Raw genomic sequence first — 20,596 nt, forward strand, 5'->3', positions numbered from 1 at the left:
ACACGACGACATGAGCTGGCAACCCGAAGTGGACGAGATCGCATACCGCCGCGCACTGGCGGCCAAACTGGGCGGAGAGGACAAGGTGGCGCGGCACAAGGCCGCGGGCAAGCTCACGGTGCGCGAGCGCATCGATGCCTGCACGGACGCGCAGTCCTTCGTGGAGGTGGGCTCGCTCACCGGCTCGGGCCAGTACGACGGCCTGGGCCGGCTGACGGACTTCACGCCCTCCAACCTCATCATGGGCCGGGCGCGCGTGGGCGGGCGGCCCGTGGTCGTGGTGGGCGACGATTTCACGGTGCGCGGCGGCGCCAACGACGGCGCCGTGGGCGACAAGCTGATCTTTGCCGAGAAGATGGCGCACGACCTGCGCCTGCCCATGGTGCGCCTGGTGGACGGCACGGGCGGCGGCGGCTCGGTGCGCAATATCGAGACCAAGGGCTACACCAGCGTGCCCACCATGAAGGTCTGGAGCCAGGTGGTGCAGAACCTGTCCACCGTGCCCGTGGTCTCGCTGGCCCTGGGCTCGGTGGCCGGCATGGGCGCGGCGCGCGTGGCCTCCAGCCATTACTCGGTGATGGTCAGGGAGACCGCCCAGCTGTTCAATGCCGGCCCGCCCGTGGTGGCGCGCATCGGCCAGAACGTGACCAAGAACGAGCTGGGCGGCAGCCAGGTGCACACGCGCAACGGCGTGGTCGATGACGAGGTGGCCACCGAGCAGGAGGCCTTCGAGCGCGTGCGCCGCTTCCTGTCCTACCTGCCATCGTCGGTGTACGAGCTGCCTGCGCGCACCGCGCCGCAGGACGATCCGCGGCGGCGCGACGAATGGCTGCTGTCGGCCATTCCGCGTGATGGCCGCAAGGTCTACAAGATCCGGCCCATCGTCGAATGCCTGGTCGATGAGGGCTCCTTCCTGGAGACGGGCCGCCACTGGGGCCGGGCCATCGTCACCGGGCTGGCGCGCATCGACGGCTGGCCCGTGGCCGTGGTGGCCAGCGACCCGTACTTCTACGGCGGCGGCTGGGACGGCCCCTCGGCCGAGAAGTTCACGCGCTTCGTGGACATGGCCCAGACCTTCCACCTGCCCGTGGTCAACCTGGTGGACATCGCGGGCTTCCAGATCGGCGTGGAGGCCGAGAAGGCCGGCGTCATGCGCTACGGCGTGCGCGCCCTGGCCGCCGTCTACCAGGCCACCGTGCCCTGGTGCAGCATCCTCATCCGCCGCGCCTACGGCGTGGCGGCGGCGGGCCACCAGCACATGGGCCGCTTCAACTTCCGCTATGCCTGGCCCTCGGCCAACTGGGGCTCGCTGCCCATCGAGGGCGGGCTGGAGGTGGCCTACAAGGCCGAGATCGAAGGCGCCGACGACCCCGTGCAAAAGCGCGCCGAGATCGAGCAGCGCGTGCGCAGCCTGACCTCGCCCTTCCGCACGGCCGAGGCCTTCGGCATCGACGAGGTGATCGATCCGCGCGACACGCGCGCCCTGCTCAGCGAATTCGTGGAACTGGCCGCGCCGCTGCGCGAGGCCGGAGCGCCGCAGTTCGGCCTGCGGCCCTGAACGCATAAAAACCCAAGGAGACAAAGCAATGGCAACCAGACAACCGCGCGCGCCCTCGCGCCGCACCGCCCTGGCCCTGTGCCTGGCGCCGTGCCTGACCATCTGCGCCGCGACGGCGGCCCAGGCCCAGGCCCCCCAGGAGGACAAGTGGCCCACGCGCCCCGTGCGCATCGTGGTAGGCTTTCCTGCAGGCTCGTTCACCGACACCATTGCACGTGCGCTGTCCGAGCCGCTGAGCAAGTCGCTGGGCCAGCCCGTGGTGGTGGAGAACAAGCCCGGCGCCAACGGCGCCATCGGCGTGGGCGAGGTGGCGCGCGCCGCGCCCGACGGCTACACCCTGCTGGTCACCAACTCCAGCAGCATCACCATCAACCCCCAGATCTACAAGAAGATCACCTACCGCGCCAAGGACTTCGCGCCCATCACCATGGTGCTGGATGCGCCCTTCATCCTCACCGTCAACCCCGAGTGGGCGCAGAAGCACCAGATCCGCTCGGCCAAGGATGTGATCGCCTTCGCCAAGGGCCATCCCGACAAGCTCAGCTACGGCTCTGCCGGCCCCGGCAACATCGCCCACCTGGCCTATGCGGCCTGGAGCAACCGCACGGGCGTGAAGACCACGCATGTGCCCTACAAGAGCGCATCGCAGGCGCAGATGGCCGTGCTCAGCGGCGAGCTGGACACGCAGTTCGACACCTGGAGCGCGCTGCCCCACATCGCCAGCGGCAAGCTCGTGGCACTGGCCGTCACCGCGCCCCGGCGCATGCAGCAGCTGCCCGAGGTGCCCACCATGGCCGAGGCCGGCTATGCCGATTTCGACGTCACCTTCTGGGCCGGCCTGCTGGCGCCCGCGGGCACGCCGCCGGCCATCGTCAACCGGCTCTACGAGGCCTCCAGGGGCGTGCTGCAGGACGCACGCATCCGCGCCGTGCTCAGCAGCCAGGGCGAGCCCGTGATGATGCCGCCCGCGCCGTTCGGCCAGCGCATCGCCAAGGAAGTGGCCGACTGGGGCCAAGTCATCCAGCGCGAAGCCTTGTCTTTGGATTGATGAGGTACGCATGTCTCTGTTGCAAGCACTGAACCCCCGCTCGGTCGCCATCCTCGGCGCCTCCGACAACCCCATCAAGGCCGGTGGCCGGCCCATCGACTACCTGCGGCGCCATGGTTTCGCAGGCCGCATCCTGCCCGTCAATCCCAAGCGCGCCGAGGTCCAGGGCCTGGCCGCCTACCCCTCGCTGCGCGCGCTGCCCGAGGCGCCCGACGCCGTGGTCATCAGCCTGCCCGGCGAGGACGTGGCCGCCGCCATCGACGACTGCGTGGCCGTGGGCGCGCGCCTGGCCGTGATCTATTCCTCGGGCTTTGCGGAGCTGGGCGAGGAAGGCCGCCGGCAGCAGGCCGACCTGGTGGCGCGGGCGCGCCGGGCGCCAGGCGGCGGGCTGCGCCTGTTCGGCCCCAATTGCCAGGGCGTGGCCAACTTCGCCACGGGCGCCATCCTCAACTTCTCGACCATGATCAACGAGAACGCGCCGGCCGACGGCCCCGTGGCCATCGTCAGCCAGAGCGGTGCGGGCGCGGCCATTCTCTACGGCGGCCTGCGCCGCGCGGGCATCGGCGTGCGCTACATGCTGTCCACGGGCAACGAGGCCGATGTCTGCGCAGCCGAGGCCGTGCGCGCCGTGGTCGAGGACGAAGGCATCCGCCTGGTCGTGCTCTACATCGAGACGCTGCGGCAAAGCGCCTGGCTGGCCGAGGCTGCGCGCCTGGCCCATGCGCGCGGCGTCACCATCCTGGCCGTGAAGGCCGGCCGCACGCGCGCAGGCCAGGCCACGGCCAGCTCGCACACGGGCGCGCTGGCGGCCGAGGACGCGCTGGCCGATGCCTTCCTGCGCCAGCACGGCATACCGCGCCTGGCCGACTTCCGCGAGCTGATCGACTACGCGCCGCTGTTCCTGTCCCAGCCCGCGCCGCGCGGTCGCCGCGTGGTCAGCATCAGCAATTCGGGCGCCACCTGCGTGCTGTCGGCCGACGCGGCCGAGGAATACGGCCTGGCCCTGGAGCCGTTCGATGCCGCCACGCTGGACGGCCTGTCCCAGGCCCTGCCGTCCTATGTCACGGCGCGCAATCCCATCGACATGACCACGGCCCTGCTGGGCAGGCCGCAGACCTTTGGCGACACGCTGCGGGCCTTGTCGGGCAGCGGTGCCGCCGATCTGGTGCACGTTGGCTTCCCGATCGGCGGCGAGGGCTATGACTTTGCCGACTTCGCGGGCCAGGCCAGCCGCTTTGCGCGCGACACCGGCGTGCCCATTGCGGTCAGCGTCAACCAGGACTGGGTGGCCCAGGCCTTCCAGGACCAGGGCGTGCCCACCTTCTGGAGCGAACGCGCCGCCATGCGCGGCCTGGCGCTGCTGGCCGAACAGGCCGGCGGCAGGCAGGCACAGGTGCCGTCTGCCGAGGCATCGGTGCCGGTGGCGGCCTCCCGCTCCCTTACGCTGGTTACGCTGGACGAGCCCTCCAGCCTGTCCGAGCTGGCCCTCGCCGGCCTGCCGGTGATGCGCCATCTGGTCTGCAGGAGCGAGGACGAGGTGCGCGCCGCCATCGAGTCCCTGCCACGGCCCCTGGTGGCCAAGGGCGTGTCCGCCGATCTCTCGCACAAGTCCGAGCATGGCCTGGTGCGGCTCAACATCCGCGATGCGGAGCAGGCGCTGCAGGCCTTTGGCGACTTCGCCGCCACGCTGGCCCGCCTGGGCGTGGCCGATGGCGGCCTGCTGCTGGGCGCCCAGCACAGGGCCGACTTCGAGCTGGCGCTGGGTGCCCATGTCGATGCCGAGTTCGGCGTGGTGGTCATGGTCGGCCAGGGCGGCGTGCTGGTGGAGGCGCTCAGGGACGTGCAGTTCCTTGTCGCCCCCTTCAGTGCGCGGCAGGCGCTGGATGCCCTTGCGCGCCTGTCCATCGCCCCGGCCTTTGCGGCCGTGCGCGGCATGCCGGCCGTGGAGCTGGACGCCGTGGCCGCCATGATGGTGCGGCTGGGCGACTGGATGCTGGCCCAGGGCGGGCGCGTGCAGTCGGTCGATGCCAATCCCGTGCTCGTGGCGCGCGGCGCACAGGCGCCGGTCATCGTCGATGCGGTGGTGGCCGTGGCCGCCGCGCCAGCGGTCTCCTCGGAGGCGGCATGAGCGGCGCCCCGCACCCCATCCGCCGCGTGCTGGTCGCCAACCGGGGCGCCGTGGCCGCACGCGTGATCCGCACGCTGCGGCGCATGGGCCTTGAATCCGTGGCCGTGTACTCCGAGGCCGATGCCAGCCTGCCCCATGTGCGCGCGGCCGACCATTCCGTGTGCATAGGCCCTGCGCCCGCCGCGCAAAGCTATCTGGACCAGGCGCGGCTGCTGCAGGTGGCGCGCGAGACCGGGGCCGATGCCGTGCACCCGGGCTACGGCTTTCTCTCCGAGAACGCGGAGTTCGCCGAGGCCGTGCAGCGCCAGGGCCTGTGCTTCATCGGCCCCTCGCCGCACTGGATACGCACGCTGGGCCACAAGACCCAGGCGCGGGCCTTCATGGCCGCCCAGGGCATGCCGCAGGCGGCCAGCTCGGCCGTGCTGCACAGCGTGCAGGAGGCGCAGGCGGAGGCGGCGCGCATCGGCTTTCCCGTGCTGGTCAAGCCCGCAGGCGGGGGCGGCGGCATCGGCATGCTGCCCGCGCACGATGCACCGCAGCTGGAGGCCGCCTGGTCCAAGGCCAGCGGCATTGCCGCCAAGTACTTCGGCACGGCCGAGCTGTACCTGGAAAAGCTGATCGAGGCGCCGCGCCACATCGAGTTCCAGGTGCTGGCCGACCGCCATGGCGAGGTGCGCGTGCTGTTCGAGCGCGACTGCTCGGTGCAGCGCCGCCACCAGAAGGTGGTGGAAGAGGCCCGCCCCGCAGGCATTCCCGCGCAGGCCCTGGCCGACATGCGGCAACTGCTGGCCGGCCTGCTGGCGCGCACGGGCTATGACGTGATCGGCACCGTGGAGATGCTCTACACGCCGCAGCACGGCTTTGTCTTTCTGGAGATGAACACGCGGCTGCAGGTCGAGCATGCGGTGACCGAGGAGATCACGGGCATCGACATCGTCGAGGCCCAGATCCGCCTGGCCGCCGGCGAGCGCATGGGCGACGTGCTTCCCGCCGAGCCCGTGGCCAGCGGCCATGCCATCGAGGCGCGCATCTATGCCGAAGACCCCGTGCGCTTCCTGCCCTCGCCGGGGCGCCTGGACCGCTTCGAGATGCCCCAGGGCGAAGGCCTGCGCGTGGAGACCGGCTATGCCCAGGGCTGCAGCGTCACGCCCTTCTACGACCCCATGGTCGCCAAGCTCGTGGCCCATGGCAGCGACCGCGCCCAGGCCATCGCACGGCTGCGCCAGGCACTGGCGCAGACCCGCATCGAGGGCGTGAAGACCAACATCCCCTTCATCGAACGCATCCTGGGCCACGCCGATTTCCTGGACCTGCGCATCGACACCGGCATCGCCCAGCGCGTGCTGGCCCACCTTTGAAAGCCCTACCCATGACCACCACCCCGAACATGATCACAAGCCCCATCGCCGGCCTCGTGGCCGCTGTGGAAGCCGCCGAAGGCGGCACCGTCGCCCTGGGCGACACCCTCATCATCGTGGAGTCCATGAAGATGGAGATTCCCGTGGAAAGCGAGGTGGCAGGCGTCGTGCGCCGCATGCTCGTGGCCGTGGGCGAGCCGGTGGCCGAAGGCCAGGCGATTGCGGAGATCGGATGAACGCCGTTGGAATCTCCACCGTCCCGGACCTGGAGGCCGCCGCGCTGGCGCGCGGCTACTTCGGCATCGACGTGCCCTTCATGTCCCATATCGGCCTGGAGCCCGTGAGCCTGGCACCCGGCCTGGCGCGCACGCGGCTGCCCATGCGCCCGCACCTGGCCAACAGCCGGGGGCATGGCCATGGCGGCGCGCTGATGAGTGCGCTGGACTTCACGCTGAGCGCGGCCGCGCGCTCGTCCAACCCGCTGGGGCTGGGCGTGGTGACCATCGAGATGAGCACGCATTTCCTCGCCTCGGCCACCACCGACCTGCTGATCGAGGCCCGCGTGCTGCGCGCAGGCGCGCGCACCGTGTTCTGCGAGGGCGATGTGCTGGACAGCGCGGGCCAGGCCGTGTGCACGGCGCGGGCCGTGTTCAAGCTGATCGCGCTGTAGCCTGGCTTCAGGCGCCGTCGCCTTCGGGCGCCGGCGGCAGCAGATGCTGGCCGATCTGCTGCCAGGCCTTGGCCGCGTCATGCTGGCCGCCGAACATGTGGCAGCTGGCGGCCGTCATGGCCAGGCGGCCGTTTTCGGGCTCCAGGTCGAACGCCAGCTCGCATTGCGCGGCGGCGTTGCGCCACATCACCACGGCGTCCGGCGATTCTTCCTTTTGCAGCGCATGGGCTTCGGCCATCCAGGCCTGGGCCAGGCGAAACGCGGCTTCCGCCTGTTCCGGGTCGGCCTTGTGGGCCAGATAGAAATGCTTGCCGGCCTGCTGCCACAGCGCCCGGGCCTGGGCGAAATCCTGGGTGGCGGCCCGCTGCGCCTGGGCCACCAGGGCATTGCCTTCGGCCAGCAGCGTTGCGTAGGAGGAGGGGGCGTCTTGCGTCATGGGGCGCCATTGTGCCGCCGCTCCGGTGCCTGTGTTCAGGCCGGGGAATCGCGCGGCGGGCTCGGGCTGTCGGGCAGTTCCAGGCCGATGCGCGTGAAGCCGCCCTCGGACTCGGCAAAGCAGCGCCCGCCGTGCATGCGCGCGATGGCGGCCACGATGGCCAGGCCCAGGCCATGGTTGCGGTCGGCCTGGCTGCGCGCGGCGTCGGCGCGGTAGAAGCGGTCGAACAGGCGCGGCAGGTGGACGGGATCGATGGCCGGGCCCCGGTTGAGCACCGCCAGCGCCACATCGCCGGCGCCCCCGTGGTGGGTACAGGGCCGCGCGCCGATCTGCACGGTGATGGTGGAGCCGCGCTGTGCATAGCGTGTGGCATTGCCCAGCAGGTTGGACAGCGCCCGGCGCAGCAGCCGCGCATCGACCTCGGCGGCCGCGTCGCCCTGGACGACGACCTGCAGGTCGGCCTCCTGCAGTGCGGCCTCGTGGAAGTCGATGACCTCATGGGCCAGCGCGGCCAGGCTGGCCCAGGGCGCCAGGCGCGCGCCCTGGCCCCGGTCGGCCTGCGAGAGAAACAGCATGTCGGCCACGATGCCGGCCATGCGCCGCAGGTCCTCCAGGTTGGAAGCCAGCACCTCGCGCAGCTCGGCCTCGCTGCGCGGCTTGCGCAGGGCCAGCTCGCAGCTGCTGATCAGCGTGGTCAGCGGCGTGTTCAGCTCATGGGCCACATCGGCGTTGAAGGCCTCCATCTGCCGGTAGGCCACGGACAGCCGCTCCAGCAGGGCGTTGAACTGTGCGATCAGCGGCCGCAGCTCCTGCGGCTGCCCGCTGTCGTCCAGGCGCCGCTGCAGATCCTGGGCCGACAGCTGGCGCGTCTGCTCGGTCAGCTGTCGCAGCGGCGCCAGGCCCAGGCGCACCAGCCAGATGCCGGTCAGCGACACCAGCAGGGCGCCGCCCACGGCAGCCAGGGCCAGCGTCCAGGCCAGCAGGGACAGTTGCCGGTCGTCTTCGGCCCGGTCCAGCGTGAGCTGGGCACGGGCCTGCTGGCCGGAGTCGGCCAGCACGACCTCGAAGCTGCGCTGCAGCGTGCGGCCGGGATTCTTGGGCGTGCGCAGGCGTTCGTAGAGCACGCGGCCCTGCAGGTCGGTGATGCGCAGCGACATCTCGTCCAGGCCCGTGAGAAAGTCGTCCAGCATGTGGGCCAGCCCGGCTTCGTTGTGGGCGCTGCGGCTTTCGGTCATCAGGTGCAGCACGGCCTGCTGCTTGAGGTCCAGCGTCTCGTGCTGGTGCTGCTCCAGCGTCATCGATGCCACCCCGTAGACGGCCGCGCACACCAGGCCCAGGCCCAGCATGGTCTGCAGCGCCAGCCAGCGCGACAGGCGCCGGCCCAGATGGGGAATGTCGGCAGGGGCAACGCTCACGGTGCGCGCGACTCCAGCACATAGCCCATGCCGCGCACCGTGTGCAGCAGCGGCTGCTCGAAGGGCTGGTCCAGCTTCAGGCGCAGGCGGCGCACGGCCACCTCGACCACGTTGGTCTCGCTGTCGAAGTTCATGTCCCAGACCTGGGAGGCCAGCTCGGTGCGCGACAGCACCTCGCCCTGGCGGCGCAGCAGCAGGCTCAGCAGGTTGAATTCCTTGGCCGTCAGGTCCAGGCGCTGGCCGGCGCGCGTGGCGCGGCGGCGTATCAGGTCCAGCTCCAGGTCGGCCATGCGCAGCGTGGTGGCCTCGGCCGCAGGCTGGGCCGTGCCGCCGCCGCGGCGCAGCAGCACATGCATGCGCGCCACCAGTTCGGAGAACGCGAAGGGCTTGACCAGGTAGTCGTCGGCGCCGCCTTGCAGGCCGCGCACGCGGTCCTCCACCTGGCCGCGCGCCGTCAGCATCAGCACCGGCGTCTGGCGCGATTGGCGCAGCGCCGCCAGCACGGCCAGGCCGTCGATGCCGGGCAGCATGCCGTCGAGCACGATGAGGTCGTAGGCCAGCTCGGTGGCCAGGTGCAGGCCGTCGATGCCGTTGTGCGCGACATCGACCACGAACCCCTCCTCGGTCAGGCCCTTGCGGAGGTAGTCGGCCAGCTTGGTTTCGTCTTCGATGACCAGGACTTTCATGCCGAGCATTGTCGGGGCAGGCAAGGGTTTTCGGAGATGACAAATTTGTCATGTGCCCGACAGCGCCGGGTCGTTGCGCCGCCCTAGACTCGCCGGCATGGGGCAGTCGCGATTGGGGTCAAACGCCATGCCCGACAATCCCGCACTTCTGCCATGCCCTCTTCCATGACCCGGCCCCGTCTTGCCGCCCTTGCCATCCTCGTGATCGCGCTGCTGTTCCAGTGGACCTGGATGGCGGCCGCTGCGCTGTGCCGCCACGAAGGGCATGAGACCCGGCACTTCGGCCACCATGTCCACGGCGTGAGCCTGCACGGCATGGGCGCCGAGCGCCATGCGGGCACGGGCACGGATGCCGAGTCCGGCCCGCCTGCGCAAAAGGCCGACCAGGGCCTGCAGTCCTCGCTCAGCGTGGACTGCTCCATGTGCCACGCCTGGGTGGCCGCTGCCACACAGCACTGGCAGGCGGCGCCGGTGGCCCCGCCGCCCGCGCAATTCGCCGAGCCGCTGCGCCGGCATGCCTCGGCCGTGCTGCTGCGCCCCGACCGGCCCCGCTGGCAGGGCTGACGCTCCTGCAGCCGCCGGCCGGGCATTCGGCGTTCATCGCCCTGTTTCGCCCCGGACCGGCATTTTCCAGAAATCCCTTCGCGCGCAGCGGCCCTCGTCCGTGCGCGCCCTGTGGCGTGGGGCCTGATCGACCAAGCGATCACGCCTGATCCGCGCTGCGGGCAAGGAGCCCGTGTATGTCTTTTCCTTCGTCCTTTCCGTCGAGGACAGCCTTCGCACCGTGGGTGCTGGCGGCGCTGGCCGCCTGTGGCGTCGTGCAGGCCGCCGAGCCACCGGCCGATTCCGTGGCGCCACCCGCCTTTGCAGGCGCATCCCTTCCTGATGGCCCGCCGCTGGACCTGCAGCAGGCACTGGCCCTGGCGCTGGACGGCAATCCCGGCCTGCGCGCGGCCCGCCAGGCGCTGGCCGCCACGGAGGGGGCCGTGCTGCAAAGCCAGGCCCGGCCCAATCCCGAGCTGGCCTGGTCGCAGGAGGACACGCGCCGCAGCACCCGCACGCTGACCGTGCAGCTGAACCAGACCCTGGAAGTGGGCGGCAAGCGCGAGGCCCGCATGCGCGTGGCCGAGCGCGGCCGCGACCTGGCCCGCGCCGAACTGGCAGGGGCCGAGGCCGCGCTGCGCGCCGATGTGGGCGCGGCCTTTTTCGGCGTGCTGGCCGCGCAGCAGCGCGTGGTCCTGGCCGGGCAGACGCTGGAGATCGCCAGCAGCGCGCGCGAGGCGGCGGCCCGGCGCGTGGCGGCCGGCAAGGTGGCGCCGCTGGAGGAGACCCGGGCCCGCGTGGCCGAGTCCGGCGCCCTGCTGGAGCAGGCCCGGGCCCGCTCTGCCCTGCGCGTGGCGCGCGGCCAGCTGCAGGCGCTGTGGGGCGAGAGCGTGCGCCCCTTCGGCCAGGCCGAGGGCGCCGTGGACGCGCTGCCCCAGCTGCCGGAACTGGCAGCCCTGCAGCAGCGCATCGAACAGGCTCCCGCCGTGCTGCGTGCGCGCCAGGCGCTGGAGCAAAGCCGCGCCACGGCCGACCTGGAGCGTGCACGGCGCCTGCCCGATCCCACCGTCAGCCTGGGCGTCAAGCGCGCCACCGAGGTCGGGCGCAACCAGCTCGTGGTCGGCGTCTCCGTGCCCCTGCCCGTGCTCGACAGCAACCGGGGCAATCAGCTGCAGGCCCTGCGCCTGGCCGACCAGGCCGAGGAGCAGTTGCTGGCCACGCGCGTGCAACTGCAGGCCCAGCTGTTCGAGGCGCGCGAGCTGCTGCAGTCCAGCCGGGAGCAGGCGCGCCAGCTGGCCGAGGAGGTGCTGCCCACGGCGCGCACGGCCTACGAGCTGGCCTCGCGCGGGTTTGCGCTGGGCAAGTTCGGCTACCTGGACGTGCTGGACGCGCAGCGCACCTGGTCCGAAGCGCGCAGCCAGTACCTGGACCAGCTGCTGGCCACGCACCGCGCCGCCGCCGACATCGACCGCCTGCTCGGCACAGAAGCCGGCCTCTGACCCCGATAGCAACCTGATTGCATCCAGACCATGAACACCAAGCCCTCCTCCTCCCCCCTCGGACCGCGCCGCACCCTCGTGGCCATTGCCGTCATCCTGGCCGTGGGTGCGCTGGCCGCCACGCTGATCCTGCGCAGCGGCCCGCCGGGTGCCGCCAAGGCCGACAGCCATGGCCACGGCCACAGCGAGGCCGCAGGCCATGCCGATGGCGAGCACCACGGCGCTGCAGCCGCAGCCGCAGCCGATGGCCACAAGCACGACGAAGGCCATGCCGACGATGAGCACCATGAAGATTCCAAGGCGGAAAAAGCCGAGGCCAAGCCCGCCGCCAAACCCGCAGCCGCCGCCGAAGCCGGCCATGGCGACGACGAAGGCCTGATCGCCATGGACGCCCAGCGCATGCAGGCGGCCGGCGTGCGCCTGGCCGAGGCCGGCCCGGCCACCGTGCGCTCCGTGCTGCAGCTGCCCGGGGAGATCCGCTTCAACGAAGACCGCACGGCCCACGTCGTGCCGCGCGTGGCCGGCATTGCCGAGAGCGTTCCCGCCAACCTGGGCCAGAACGTGAAGAAGGGCCAGCTGCTGGCCGTGCTCAGCAGCGCCGCCGTCTCCGAGCAGCGCAGCGAACTGCTGGCCGCCAGCAAGCGCCTGGAGCTGGCCCGCACCACCTATGCGCGTGAAAAGCAGCTGTGGGAGGAAAAGGTCTCGGCCGAGCAGGACTACCTGCAGGCGCGCCAGGCGCTGCGCGAGGCCGAGATCGCCGTCTCCAACGCCCAGCAGAAGCTGGCCGCCACGGGCGCCGGTGCCGGCGGTGGTGCAGGCGGGCTCAACCGCTTCGAGCTGCGCGCGCCGTTTGACGGCGTGATCGTGGAAAAGCACCTGTCCGTGGGCGAGGCCGTGCAGGACACCACCCAGGTCTTCACCATCTCCGACCTGCGCAGCGTCTGGGCCGAGATGCGCGTGGCCGCGCCCGACCTGCCCGCCGTGCGTGTGGGCGAGAAGGCCACGGTGCGCGCCACGGCCTTCGACTCCTCGGCCACGGGCGAGGTGGCCTATGTGGGCGCCCTGATCGGCCAGGACACGCGCACGGCCCCCGCGCGCATCACCCTGCCCAACCCCGACGGCGTGTGGCGCCCGGGCCTGTTCGTGAATGTGGAGCTGACGGCATCGTCCCGGCAGGCGCCGCTGGCCGTGGCCACGCAGGCACTGCAGAAGATGGAGCAGCAGACCGTGGTCTTCGTGCCCGTGCAGGGCGGTTTCCGCGCCCAGCCCGTGCGCGTGGGCCGCAGCGATGGCAAGGCCACCGAGGTGCTCGAAGGCCTCAAGCCCGGCCAATCCTACGTGGCCGAGGGCAGCTTCATGCTCAAGGCCGAGCTGGGCAAGGCCAGCGCCGAACACAGCCACTGATCGGAGAGTCCATGTTTGAACGCATCATCCGATTCGCCATAGAGCAGCGCTGGCTGGTCCTGCTGGCCGTGCTGGCCATGGCGGGCCTGGGCATCTACAACTACCAGCGCCTGCCCATCGACGCCGTGCCCGACATCACCAATGTCCAGGTGCAGATCAACACCCAGGCCAGCGGCTACTCGCCGCTGGAGACCGAGCAGCGCGTCACCTATCCCATAGAGACGGTGATGGCCGGCCTGCCCCACCTGGAGCAGACGCGCTCGCTGTCGCGCTACGGGCTGTCCCAGGTCACCGTGGTGTTCAAGGACGGCACGGACATCTACTTCGCGCGGCAGCTGGTGGGCGAGCGCATACAGCAGGCGCGCGACAGCCTGCCTGCGGGCATCACGCCCACGCTGGGCCCCATCTCCACGGGCCTGGGCGAGATCTACCTGTGGACCGTGGAGGCCGAGGACGGTGCGAAAAAGCCCGACGGCACGCCCTACACGCCCATGGACCTGCGCGAGATCCAGGACTGGGTCATCAAGCCGCAGCTGCGCAACGTGCCCGGCGTCACCGAGATCAACTCCATCGGCGGCTACGCCAAGGAGTACCTGGTGGCGCCCGCGCCCGAGAAGCTGGCGGCCTACGGCTTCACGCTGGCCGACATCGTCACCGCCCTGCAGCGCAACAACAGCAACGTGGGTGCGGGCTATATCGAGCGCCAGGGCGAGCAGTACCTGATCCGCGCGCCGGGCCAGGTCGGCGGCATCGCCGACATCCGCGAGGTCATCGTGGGCTCGGCCCAGGGCCAGCCCATCCGCATCCGCGACCTGGCCGAGGTCGGCCTGGGCCAGGAGCTGCGCACGGGCGCGGCCACCGACAACGGCCGCGAGGTGGTGCTGGGCACGGTGTTCATGCTGATCGGCGAGAACAGCCGCACCGTCTCGCGCGCCGTGGACCAGCGCATGGCCGAGATCAACCGGGGCCTGCCCCCGGGCGTCAAGGCCATCACCGTCTACGACCGCACCAACCTGGTGGACAAGGCCATCGCCACGGTCAAGAAGAACCTGGTGGAGGGCGCGGCCCTGGTGGTGGTCATCCTCTTCCTGTTCCTGGGCAACCTGCGCGCGGCGCTGATCACGGCGCTGATCATCCCGCTGTCCATGCTGTTCACCTTCACGGGCATGGTGCACTACAAGGTCAGCGCCAACCTCATGAGCCTGGGGGCGCTGGACTTCGGCATCATCATCGACGGCGCCGTGGTCATCGTGGAGAACTGCGTGCGCCGCCTGGCCCATGCGCAGGAGGCGCGCGGACGGTCGCTGACGCGCAGCGAACGCTTCCATGAAGTCTTCGCCGCCGCGAAGGAAGCGCGCCGCCCGCTGCTGTTCGGCCAGCTCATCATCATGGTGGTCTACCTGCCCATCTTCGCGCTCACGGGTGTGGAGGGCAAGATGTTCCACCCCATGGCGCTCACGGTGGTCATTGCGCTGGCCGGCGCCATGCTGCTGTCCATCACCTTCATCCCGGCGGCGATTGCGCTGTTCATGGGCGACAAGGTGGCCGAGAAGGAAAACCGCCTCATGGGCTGGGCGCGCCGCGGCTATGCGCCCGTGCTGGCGCGCGTCATGGCCGCGCCCGCCGTGGTGCTCACGGCCGCCGCCGTGGCCGTGGCGCTGAGCCTGCTGCTGGCCACGCGCCTGGGCAGCGAGTTCGCGCCCAACCTCAACGAGGGGGACTTCGCCATCCAGGCGCTGCGCATCCCCGGCACCAGCCTCACGCAGTCGCTGCAAATGCAGATGCAGATCGAGAAGGCGCTCAAGAAGGAGTTCCCCGAGATCGACCGCGTGTTCGCGCGCACCGGCACGGCCGAGATCGCCTCCGACCCCATGCCGCCCAACATCTCCGACGGCTACATCATGCTGAAAGCCCGCAGCGAGTGGCCCGACCCGGCGCGCCCGCGCGATGAGCTGCTGGCCGCCGTGCAGGCGTCGGTGGACCGCATCCCGGGCAACAACTACGAGTTCTCCCAGCCGATCCAGCTGCGCTTCAACGAGCTGATCTCGGGCGTGCGCAGCGACGTGGCCGTGAAGATCTTCGGCGACGACATGGCCGTGCTGGAAAAAAGCGCCCAGACCGTGGCCGGCATGCTGCAGCAGATCGCGGGAGCCTCCGAGGTCAAGGTCGAGCAGACCACGGGCCTGCCCATGCTCACCGTGCAGATCGACCGCGAAAAGGCCTCGCGCTACGGCCTGAACATGGGCGATGTGCAGGACGCCATCAGCACCGCCATGGGCGGCACCGAGGCTGGCACGGTGTTCGAGGGCGACAAGCGCTTCGACATCCAGGTGCGCCTGCCGGACGCCGTGCGCAACGACCTGCAGGCCCTGAGCCGCCTGCCCATCGCCCTGCCGCGCGGGGCGGACGGGCGCATCGGCTTCGTGCCGCTGTCGGCCGTGGCCACGTTCGAGACCGCGCCCGGCCCCAACCAGGTCAGCCGCGAAGACGGCAAGCGCCGCATCGTGGTCAGCGCCAATGTGCGCGGGCGCGACATGGGCTCCTTCGTGGGCGAGGCACAGCAGAAGCTGCAGGGCCTGTCGCTGCCGCCCGGCTACTGGACGCGCTGGGGCGGCACCTTCGAGAACCTGGAGTCGGCCACGCGCCGCCTGCAGATCGTCGTGCCCGTGGCCCTGCTCATGGTCTTCGTGCTGCTGTTCGCCATGTTCGGCAATGTGCGTGACGGGCTGGTGGTCTTCACGGGCATTCCGTTCGCGCTCACGGGCGGCATCCTGGCGCTGTGGCTGCGCGACATACCGCTGTCCATCTCGGCGGCGGTGGGCTTCATCGCGCTGTCGGGCGTGGCCGTGCTCAACGGCCTGGTCATGATCTCCTGGATCAGAACCTTGCGCGAACAGGGCGCCAGCGTGCCCGACGCCGTGACCGAAGGCGCGCTCACCCGGCTGCGCCCCGTGCTGATGACGGCCCTGGTCGCCTCGCTGGGCTTCGTGCCCATGGCCATTGCCACGGGCACGGGTGCCGAGGTGCAGCGGCCGCTGGCCACGGTGGTGATCGGCGGCATCCTGTCATCCACGCTGCTGACCCTGCTGGTGCTGCCGCTGCTGTACCGGCTGGTGCATCGCAATGATCCGTCGGAGGCCAGCGGCACAGACCCCGCGCCCGCCGCGCCGGCACCTGCCGTGTGACGCGGCGCCCGGGCAGCACCCGGGCGGCCACTTTGGAACCCGCTGCAGCCTGGCTGCAGCGGGTTTCTTCCTGCCCGGGATATCCCGGGCCACACATCTTTGCCCATCGATGTGAACCTCGCGCATTTGGCATGGAGCGGCTGCGAGCCCCTGCCTAGAATTCGTCCCACAACAGCAAGGACAACGGGAGGGACAAGGCCATGAACAGCCCCGCCAGCGGACAGCACGGCCGTGCCCGCATCGCCGTGGAGAGCCGGTCCATCGACTGCATTCCCGATGGCGAGCGCCACGCGCGGCTCGCCGACCAGGGGCCGTTCTGGTTCCTTGGCAACTTCCACTTCTTCACGCTTTCCATCGGCTTCGTCGGCCCGTCGCTGGGGCTTTCGGCGCCCTGGAGCGCCCTGGCCGGGACGCTGGGCATCATGTTCGGCACGCTGTTCATGGCGCTGCACGGCGCGCAGGGGCCGCAGCTGGGGCTGCCGCAGATGATCCAGTCGCGCGCGCAGTTCGGCTTTCGCGGTGTCACCCTGCCGCTGTGCGCCACGCTGCTGGTGTTCACGGGGTTCAACGTCGTCAACGTCTCGCTCATCATGCAGGGCATGCAGGCCGTGTTCGGCCTGCCGCCCGTGCCCACCGCGTGCGTGGCCGTGGCCGTGGGCGCGCTGCTGGCGGTCTGCGGCCACGATGTGATGCACAGGGCCTTCCGCTGCGCGCTGGTGCTGGCGCTGCCCCTGTATGCGCTGGCCACGCTGGCGTTGCTGGCAGGCGTGGGCGAGCCCGCCTTGCACGGTCGGTCGGAGCCATTGCCAGGATTCGCATGGAGCGCCTTTGCCGCGCAGTTCACCATCGCGGCCAGCTACAACATCTCCTATGCGCCCTATGTGTCCGACTATTCGCGCTACCTGCCGAGCCACACTGCGCCCCGGCGCCTGATCGCGGCCATCTTCCTGGGTGCCTCGCTGTCCGGGGCCTGGATGATCGGCCTGGGCGCATGGATGGCGCAGCGGCTGCAGGCCGGCGACGCGCTGGCGGCGCTGGGCCAGATCGGCGCGGCGCTTTTCCCGGGCGCGGACCGGCTGCTGCCGGCGCTGGCCGTTGTGGCCTTCCTGCCCATCATCGCGTTGAACACGTACAGCGCGGCGCTGACCGTGCTCACGGCGGCGGATTCGCTGGGCGGCCTGCGCCCCACGCGCAGTGCACGCATCGGTGCCATCGCCGCCATCAGCGCCACCATCCTCGCGTGCGTGCTGTCCATCCAGGGCAGCGGCGTGGCACTGCTGCACTCCTTCCTGGCGCTGCTGCTGTACTTCCTGGTGCCATGGACGGCGGTCAACCTCGTGGACTACTTCCTGGTGCGCAAGGGCCGCTACGCCATCGCTGATTTCTTCACGCCACAGGGCATCTACGGCGCCTGGGGCTGGCGCGGCATCTGCGCCTATCTGGGCGGCTTTGCAGCCATGGTGCCGTTCATGCACATCCACGACGCCACCGATGGCCATGCGGTCTTCATCGGCTGGGCTGCGCAGCGGCTGGGCGGCGTGGACTTCGCCTGGCTGCCGGGCATTCTCGTCGCCGGCAGCCTTTACTGGGGGCTGGCCCGCAACCTGGATCTGCAGGCCGAGGAGGCCGCCCGTTGCCAGCCGCGGCAGGACCGCCACCCTTTGCATCCCAAGGAGCGCACACCATGACGGAGCACCGCATCCGCATCATCCAGCCCCGTCTGCGTGACGGCGACATTGCCGGCAACCTGGCGATGACGCTGAAGACGATCAAGGCCAGCGCGGGGCAGGCCGACCTGCTGGTCTTTCCCGAAACCTGCATCAGCGGATTTCCCCGGCCCGACAACGTGGCGCAGCTGGCCGAGCCGCTGGACGGCCCCTCGGCCACCGCGCTGCGCGAGGCCGCGCGGCAAGCCGGCGTGGCCGTCGCCATCGGCCTGGCCGAAGCAGACCTGGGCCGCCGCTTCAATGCCGGCCTGCTGATCGATGCCGACGGGCAGGTGCTGCTGCACTACCGCAAGACCATGCTCTACGACTCGGACCAGGGCGTGTTCGAGGTAGGTGAGCGCTGGCCCACATGCGAATGGCGCGGCCTGCGGCTGGGAATGCTGATCTGCTTCGACATCGAGTTTGCGGCACCGGCCCGCGCGCTGGGTGCGCAGGGCGTGGACCTGATCGTGCTGATGGACGGGATGATGCACCCCCACGGCCACATCCATCGCCATGCCGTGCCCGTGCGTGCGATGGACAACCAGTGCTACATCGCCATGGCCAACCGCGTGGGCCCTGGCGACAGCTACGCTTTCAGCGGAGGCAGCCAGTTCGCCGATCCCTTCGGCCAGACGCTGGCGCGCATCGCGGGCAATGCTGAGGGCCTGCTGGACGTGCGCCTGGACCCTCTGGCGCCCGGCCGCGCGCGGGCGCAGTACCGGGGCTGACGAGCGCCGAGGCGCCGCAGTGTCTCGGTCATCGCGGTCATCTGTGTCGGTTGTATGACAGCAATGTCACCATCCTGTGGGGCTGGTGTGGGCACGTGATTTCTACATTGGAGTCCTCTCCCCGGCGTTCCGCCTTGCGGGGCGTGGGGAGAACGAATCACCAACGTTCTTTGAAAGGGACACACCATGTCGCAACGCCGTTTCACCCCCGCTACCCTGATCGCCGGCCTGGTCGCATCGGCAGCGCTGCTGCTGCCGGGCATGGCATCGGCGGCCGGGTACATCCACCCGGCCAACAACGAGGCGGGTGCCGTCGTCCATCCCGAACATTTCAAGAGCAGCAAGACGCGCGCCCAGGTGACGGCCGAGGCCGAGGCGGCCGTGCGCCAGGGCGGCACCTCGCGCTTCAATGCCGGCGTCTACCCGGCGCCTGCACCGCAGACCGGTGGCGGCAAGACGCGGCAGGAAGTGATCAATGAACTGATCAACGAAACGCCTGCCCAGCGCGATGCACGCCAGCGTGCCATGGGTGGTTGATGCACGTGCGGGGCGATGCAGTGCTGCCCCGCAGCAGCCGTATCAGGGGATGATCGACGCGCCGCGCGGCTACGAGCCTGCGGCGCGTTCCGCTTCCTCGGCCTCATGGGCGCGTGCGATGGCCAGGATCACGTCGCGCGCCAGGCGGCGCTTGGGTACGGGAAGGCGCAGGTAGATCTTGAACAGCTCGTTGTCCTCGTAGCCCAGGCCGGCGGACCAGCTGCCCTTGGGCTCACGCACCTCGCGCGCCGGCTGCGGCGCGCGCAGGAACTCCTCCAGCGGCACCTGCAGCCAGTCGGCCAGCGCAGCAAGTTTCTTGGTGTTGGGCATGGTCTTGCCCAGCAGCCACAGACGCACGCCGTGCTGCGACATGGGCTTGCCCCAGAAGCGTGTGTTGAATTCGCGCTCCAGCACCGAGGGCTTGGCTTCATAGCCACGGGCCTCCAGGGAATCACGTAATTTCTGCGCAAACCGCTGCTTCGCATCCTGCATGCGGGCACGCTATGGGATAAGTCTGATTGTGCAGTGAGTATTGTGAAAAATCACATATCCGATGTGATTGATAGTTAACATCAAAGACTCAACCAGAAATCACAAGCACAGGAGGGCCCATGCGCTGGCAACGAGTGTGGCTGCTGCCTGCGGGCCTGGCCCTGCTGCTGGGCGGTTGCGGCGGTGACGATGGCGAGGTGCTGACCGTGCGGGCTGCGCCCTGGGGCGCCGCCTCGGGCGTGTCGATAGGGCAGGTGCTGCAGGACAGGTCGGCCTGCGCGCGCAGCAGCTGGCGCAGCGTGGGAGACGGCAGCGGCGGGCGCATCGTCGAGTACGCCTGCGAGCGCGCAGGCGTGCGCGACTACCTGCAGGCCAGTCTGCGCCAGGAGGTCGGGCCACTGCAGCGCGCCGCCGAAAGCGAACAGGCCCGGTTCGAGGCGCGGTTGCGTGGCGAATGGCGTGAGCTGCTCGTGCTGGAGCGGCAGCGGCAGGAGATGCTGCGGCGCCACGCGCAGGAGGCGCAAAGGGATGCCGACCACAGGCAGCGGCACCTGGAGGATCTGCGTGTGCTGGGGGACATGAAGGAGTGCGGCAGCTTCCGTCCGCAAAGCCTCAGTGCCGAGGCCGCGCCGCAGCGCCTGGTGCTGGCAGCCCAGGCCTGTGCGCAGGCCGGGCGCGCGGCCGGGCATGTCTATGCGCGCGAGCGGGAGCGGACGCTGGTGCGGCTGCGCGCGGCCCTGCCGCGCTACGACGAGGCCCGGTTGGGCCGCGAGGCGGCCTTGCAGGCGATGGACCGCACCCTGGAGCAGCAGGAGGCGGCGCTGCGCCGGCTGGAGGAAGACCGCCCCGAGGCGGGCGAGCGCATACGCCGCTCATTGGCCGCGCGCATGGAGGCCATGCGCCTGCGGCTGGGCCAGGTGGGCCGCGTGCGCGAGCTCACGCGCTGGAGCGTGGCCGGCGCACGCGTGGCCTACCTGGACACGGCCCTGGCCATGGAGTGCGGCGTGCGCACGCTGACCGAAGCCATGCCGCTGGACACCCTGGTCGAAGACCTGGGCGAGGGCCAGGCCGTGCCCCGCCAGGGAGGCGCATTGGCCCGGGCGCTTGACGGACTGTGGGCGCGCTGCCTGCAGCAGCCCTGAGGGCGGGAAGGACTGCACGGCGCCTGTTGCACGTCGCACGGCGCCGGTTGCACCGCGC

18 protein-coding genes are annotated in these 20,596 nt (G+C 70.6%); 14 read left to right on the top strand and 4 right to left on the bottom strand.

Annotation, left to right across the window (positions count from 1 at the left end):
* Positions 1–10: 10 nt before the first annotated feature.
* From ACF8ML_RS24040 to ACF8ML_RS24065, 6 genes are read left to right on the top strand one after another with little or no spacing between them, the layout of a single operon-like run.
* Entirely contained in the window at positions 11–1,558 is a 1,548-nt protein-coding gene (locus tag ACF8ML_RS24040) for an acyl-CoA carboxylase subunit beta (protein WP_017406246.1), read from the top strand.
* Between the two features lie 28 nt (positions 1,559–1,586).
* Complete coding sequence (locus ACF8ML_RS24045) at positions 1,587–2,606, top strand: tripartite tricarboxylate transporter substrate binding protein (protein WP_016451976.1); 1,020 nt, start codon at positions 1,587–1,589, stop codon at positions 2,604–2,606.
* A 10-nt stretch (positions 2,607–2,616) separates the two neighbouring features.
* Positions 2,617–4,734 carry an acetate--CoA ligase family protein gene (locus ACF8ML_RS24050; protein WP_392408175.1) on the top strand — a complete coding sequence of 706 codons (2,118 nt, stop codon included), beginning with the start codon at positions 2,617–2,619 and terminating at the stop codon, positions 4,732–4,734.
* Positions 4,731–6,092, top strand: coding sequence for an acetyl/propionyl/methylcrotonyl-CoA carboxylase subunit alpha (locus ACF8ML_RS24055; protein ID WP_392408176.1), 1,362 nt, complete (start codon positions 4,731–4,733; stop codon positions 6,090–6,092). The genes ACF8ML_RS24050 and ACF8ML_RS24055 overlap by 4 nt, the downstream gene beginning before the upstream one ends.
* An 11-nt stretch (positions 6,093–6,103) precedes the next feature.
* Positions 6,104–6,328, top strand: coding sequence for an acetyl-CoA carboxylase biotin carboxyl carrier protein subunit (locus ACF8ML_RS24060; RefSeq protein WP_012203026.1), 225 nt, complete (start codon positions 6,104–6,106; stop codon positions 6,326–6,328).
* Positions 6,325–6,762, top strand: coding sequence for a PaaI family thioesterase (locus tag ACF8ML_RS24065; RefSeq protein ID WP_392408177.1), 438 nt, complete (start codon positions 6,325–6,327; stop codon positions 6,760–6,762). Before ACF8ML_RS24060 ends, ACF8ML_RS24065 begins: the two co-directional genes overlap by 4 nt.
* 7 nt (positions 6,763–6,769) lie before the next feature.
* Here ACF8ML_RS24065 and ACF8ML_RS24070 read toward each other — a convergent pair whose 3' ends face one another.
* Genes ACF8ML_RS24070 through ACF8ML_RS24080 form a run of 3 tightly spaced genes read right to left on the bottom strand, consistent with a single transcriptional unit; the run spans position 6,770 to position 9,299 of the window.
* Complete coding sequence (locus ACF8ML_RS24070) at positions 6,770–7,198, bottom strand: hypothetical protein (RefSeq protein ID WP_034363519.1); 429 nt, start codon at positions 7,196–7,198, stop codon at positions 6,770–6,772.
* Between the two features lie 35 nt (positions 7,199–7,233).
* A complete protein-coding gene (locus ACF8ML_RS24075; protein WP_043789226.1) occupies positions 7,234–8,613 on the bottom strand; it encodes a heavy metal sensor histidine kinase in 1,380 nt (459 codons plus the stop codon).
* Positions 8,610–9,299: a heavy metal response regulator transcription factor gene (locus ACF8ML_RS24080; RefSeq protein WP_252653264.1), complete on the bottom strand. Its 690-nt coding sequence runs from the start codon at positions 9,297–9,299 to the stop codon at positions 8,610–8,612. The genes ACF8ML_RS24075 and ACF8ML_RS24080 overlap by 4 nt, the downstream gene beginning before the upstream one ends.
* Positions 9,300–9,452: 153 nt before the next feature.
* Here ACF8ML_RS24080 and ACF8ML_RS24085 point away from each other — a divergent pair, with 153 nt between their 5' ends.
* The 7 genes from ACF8ML_RS24085 (at position 9,453) to ACF8ML_RS24115 (ending at position 18,904) form a co-directional block, all read left to right on the top strand.
* Positions 9,453–9,863, top strand: a complete 411-nt coding sequence (locus ACF8ML_RS24085; protein ID WP_392408178.1) for a hypothetical protein — start codon at positions 9,453–9,455, stop codon at positions 9,861–9,863.
* Between the two features lie 176 nt (positions 9,864–10,039).
* Entirely contained in the window at positions 10,040–11,341 is a 1,302-nt protein-coding gene (locus ACF8ML_RS24090) for a TolC family protein (RefSeq protein WP_047326297.1), read from the top strand.
* Positions 11,342–11,371: 30 nt separating this feature from the next.
* Positions 11,372–12,745 (top strand): efflux RND transporter periplasmic adaptor subunit, encoded by a 1,374-nt coding sequence (locus tag ACF8ML_RS24095; protein ID WP_392408179.1) that lies wholly within the window; start codon positions 11,372–11,374, stop codon positions 12,743–12,745.
* Positions 12,746–12,756: 11 nt separating this feature from the next.
* Positions 12,757–15,930, top strand: a complete 3,174-nt coding sequence (locus tag ACF8ML_RS24100) for a CusA/CzcA family heavy metal efflux RND transporter (protein ID WP_392408181.1) — start codon at positions 12,757–12,759, stop codon at positions 15,928–15,930.
* 200 nt (positions 15,931–16,130) lie between these two features.
* Entirely contained in the window at positions 16,131–17,618 is a 1,488-nt protein-coding gene (locus ACF8ML_RS24105; RefSeq protein WP_392408182.1) for a purine-cytosine permease family protein, read from the top strand.
* Entirely contained in the window at positions 17,615–18,367 is a 753-nt protein-coding gene (locus ACF8ML_RS24110; protein WP_047326293.1) for a carbon-nitrogen hydrolase family protein, read from the top strand. The genes ACF8ML_RS24105 and ACF8ML_RS24110 overlap by 4 nt, the downstream gene beginning before the upstream one ends.
* 186 nt (positions 18,368–18,553) lie before the next feature.
* Positions 18,554–18,904, top strand: coding sequence for a DUF4148 domain-containing protein (locus ACF8ML_RS24115; RefSeq protein ID WP_016446650.1), 351 nt, complete (start codon positions 18,554–18,556; stop codon positions 18,902–18,904).
* A 69-nt stretch (positions 18,905–18,973) separates the two neighbouring features.
* On the opposite strand, the gene ACF8ML_RS24120 is transcribed toward ACF8ML_RS24115, so the two are convergent.
* On the bottom strand, positions 18,974–19,396 hold the full coding sequence (locus ACF8ML_RS24120; RefSeq protein ID WP_016446649.1) for a hypothetical protein: 423 nt from the start codon (positions 19,394–19,396) through the stop codon (positions 18,974–18,976).
* Positions 19,397–19,515: 119 nt separating this feature from the next.
* Between ACF8ML_RS24120 and ACF8ML_RS24125 the strand changes: the two genes are divergently transcribed.
* Positions 19,516–20,538 (top strand): hypothetical protein, encoded by a 1,023-nt coding sequence (locus tag ACF8ML_RS24125; protein ID WP_016451965.1) that lies wholly within the window; start codon positions 19,516–19,518, stop codon positions 20,536–20,538.
* Positions 20,539–20,596: the final 58 nt, after the last annotated feature.

It is taken from the genome of Delftia sp. WSY_10 (assembly GCF_043104705.1).
GTDB lineage: Bacteria > Pseudomonadota > Gammaproteobacteria > Burkholderiales > Burkholderiaceae_C > Comamonas > Comamonas tsuruhatensis.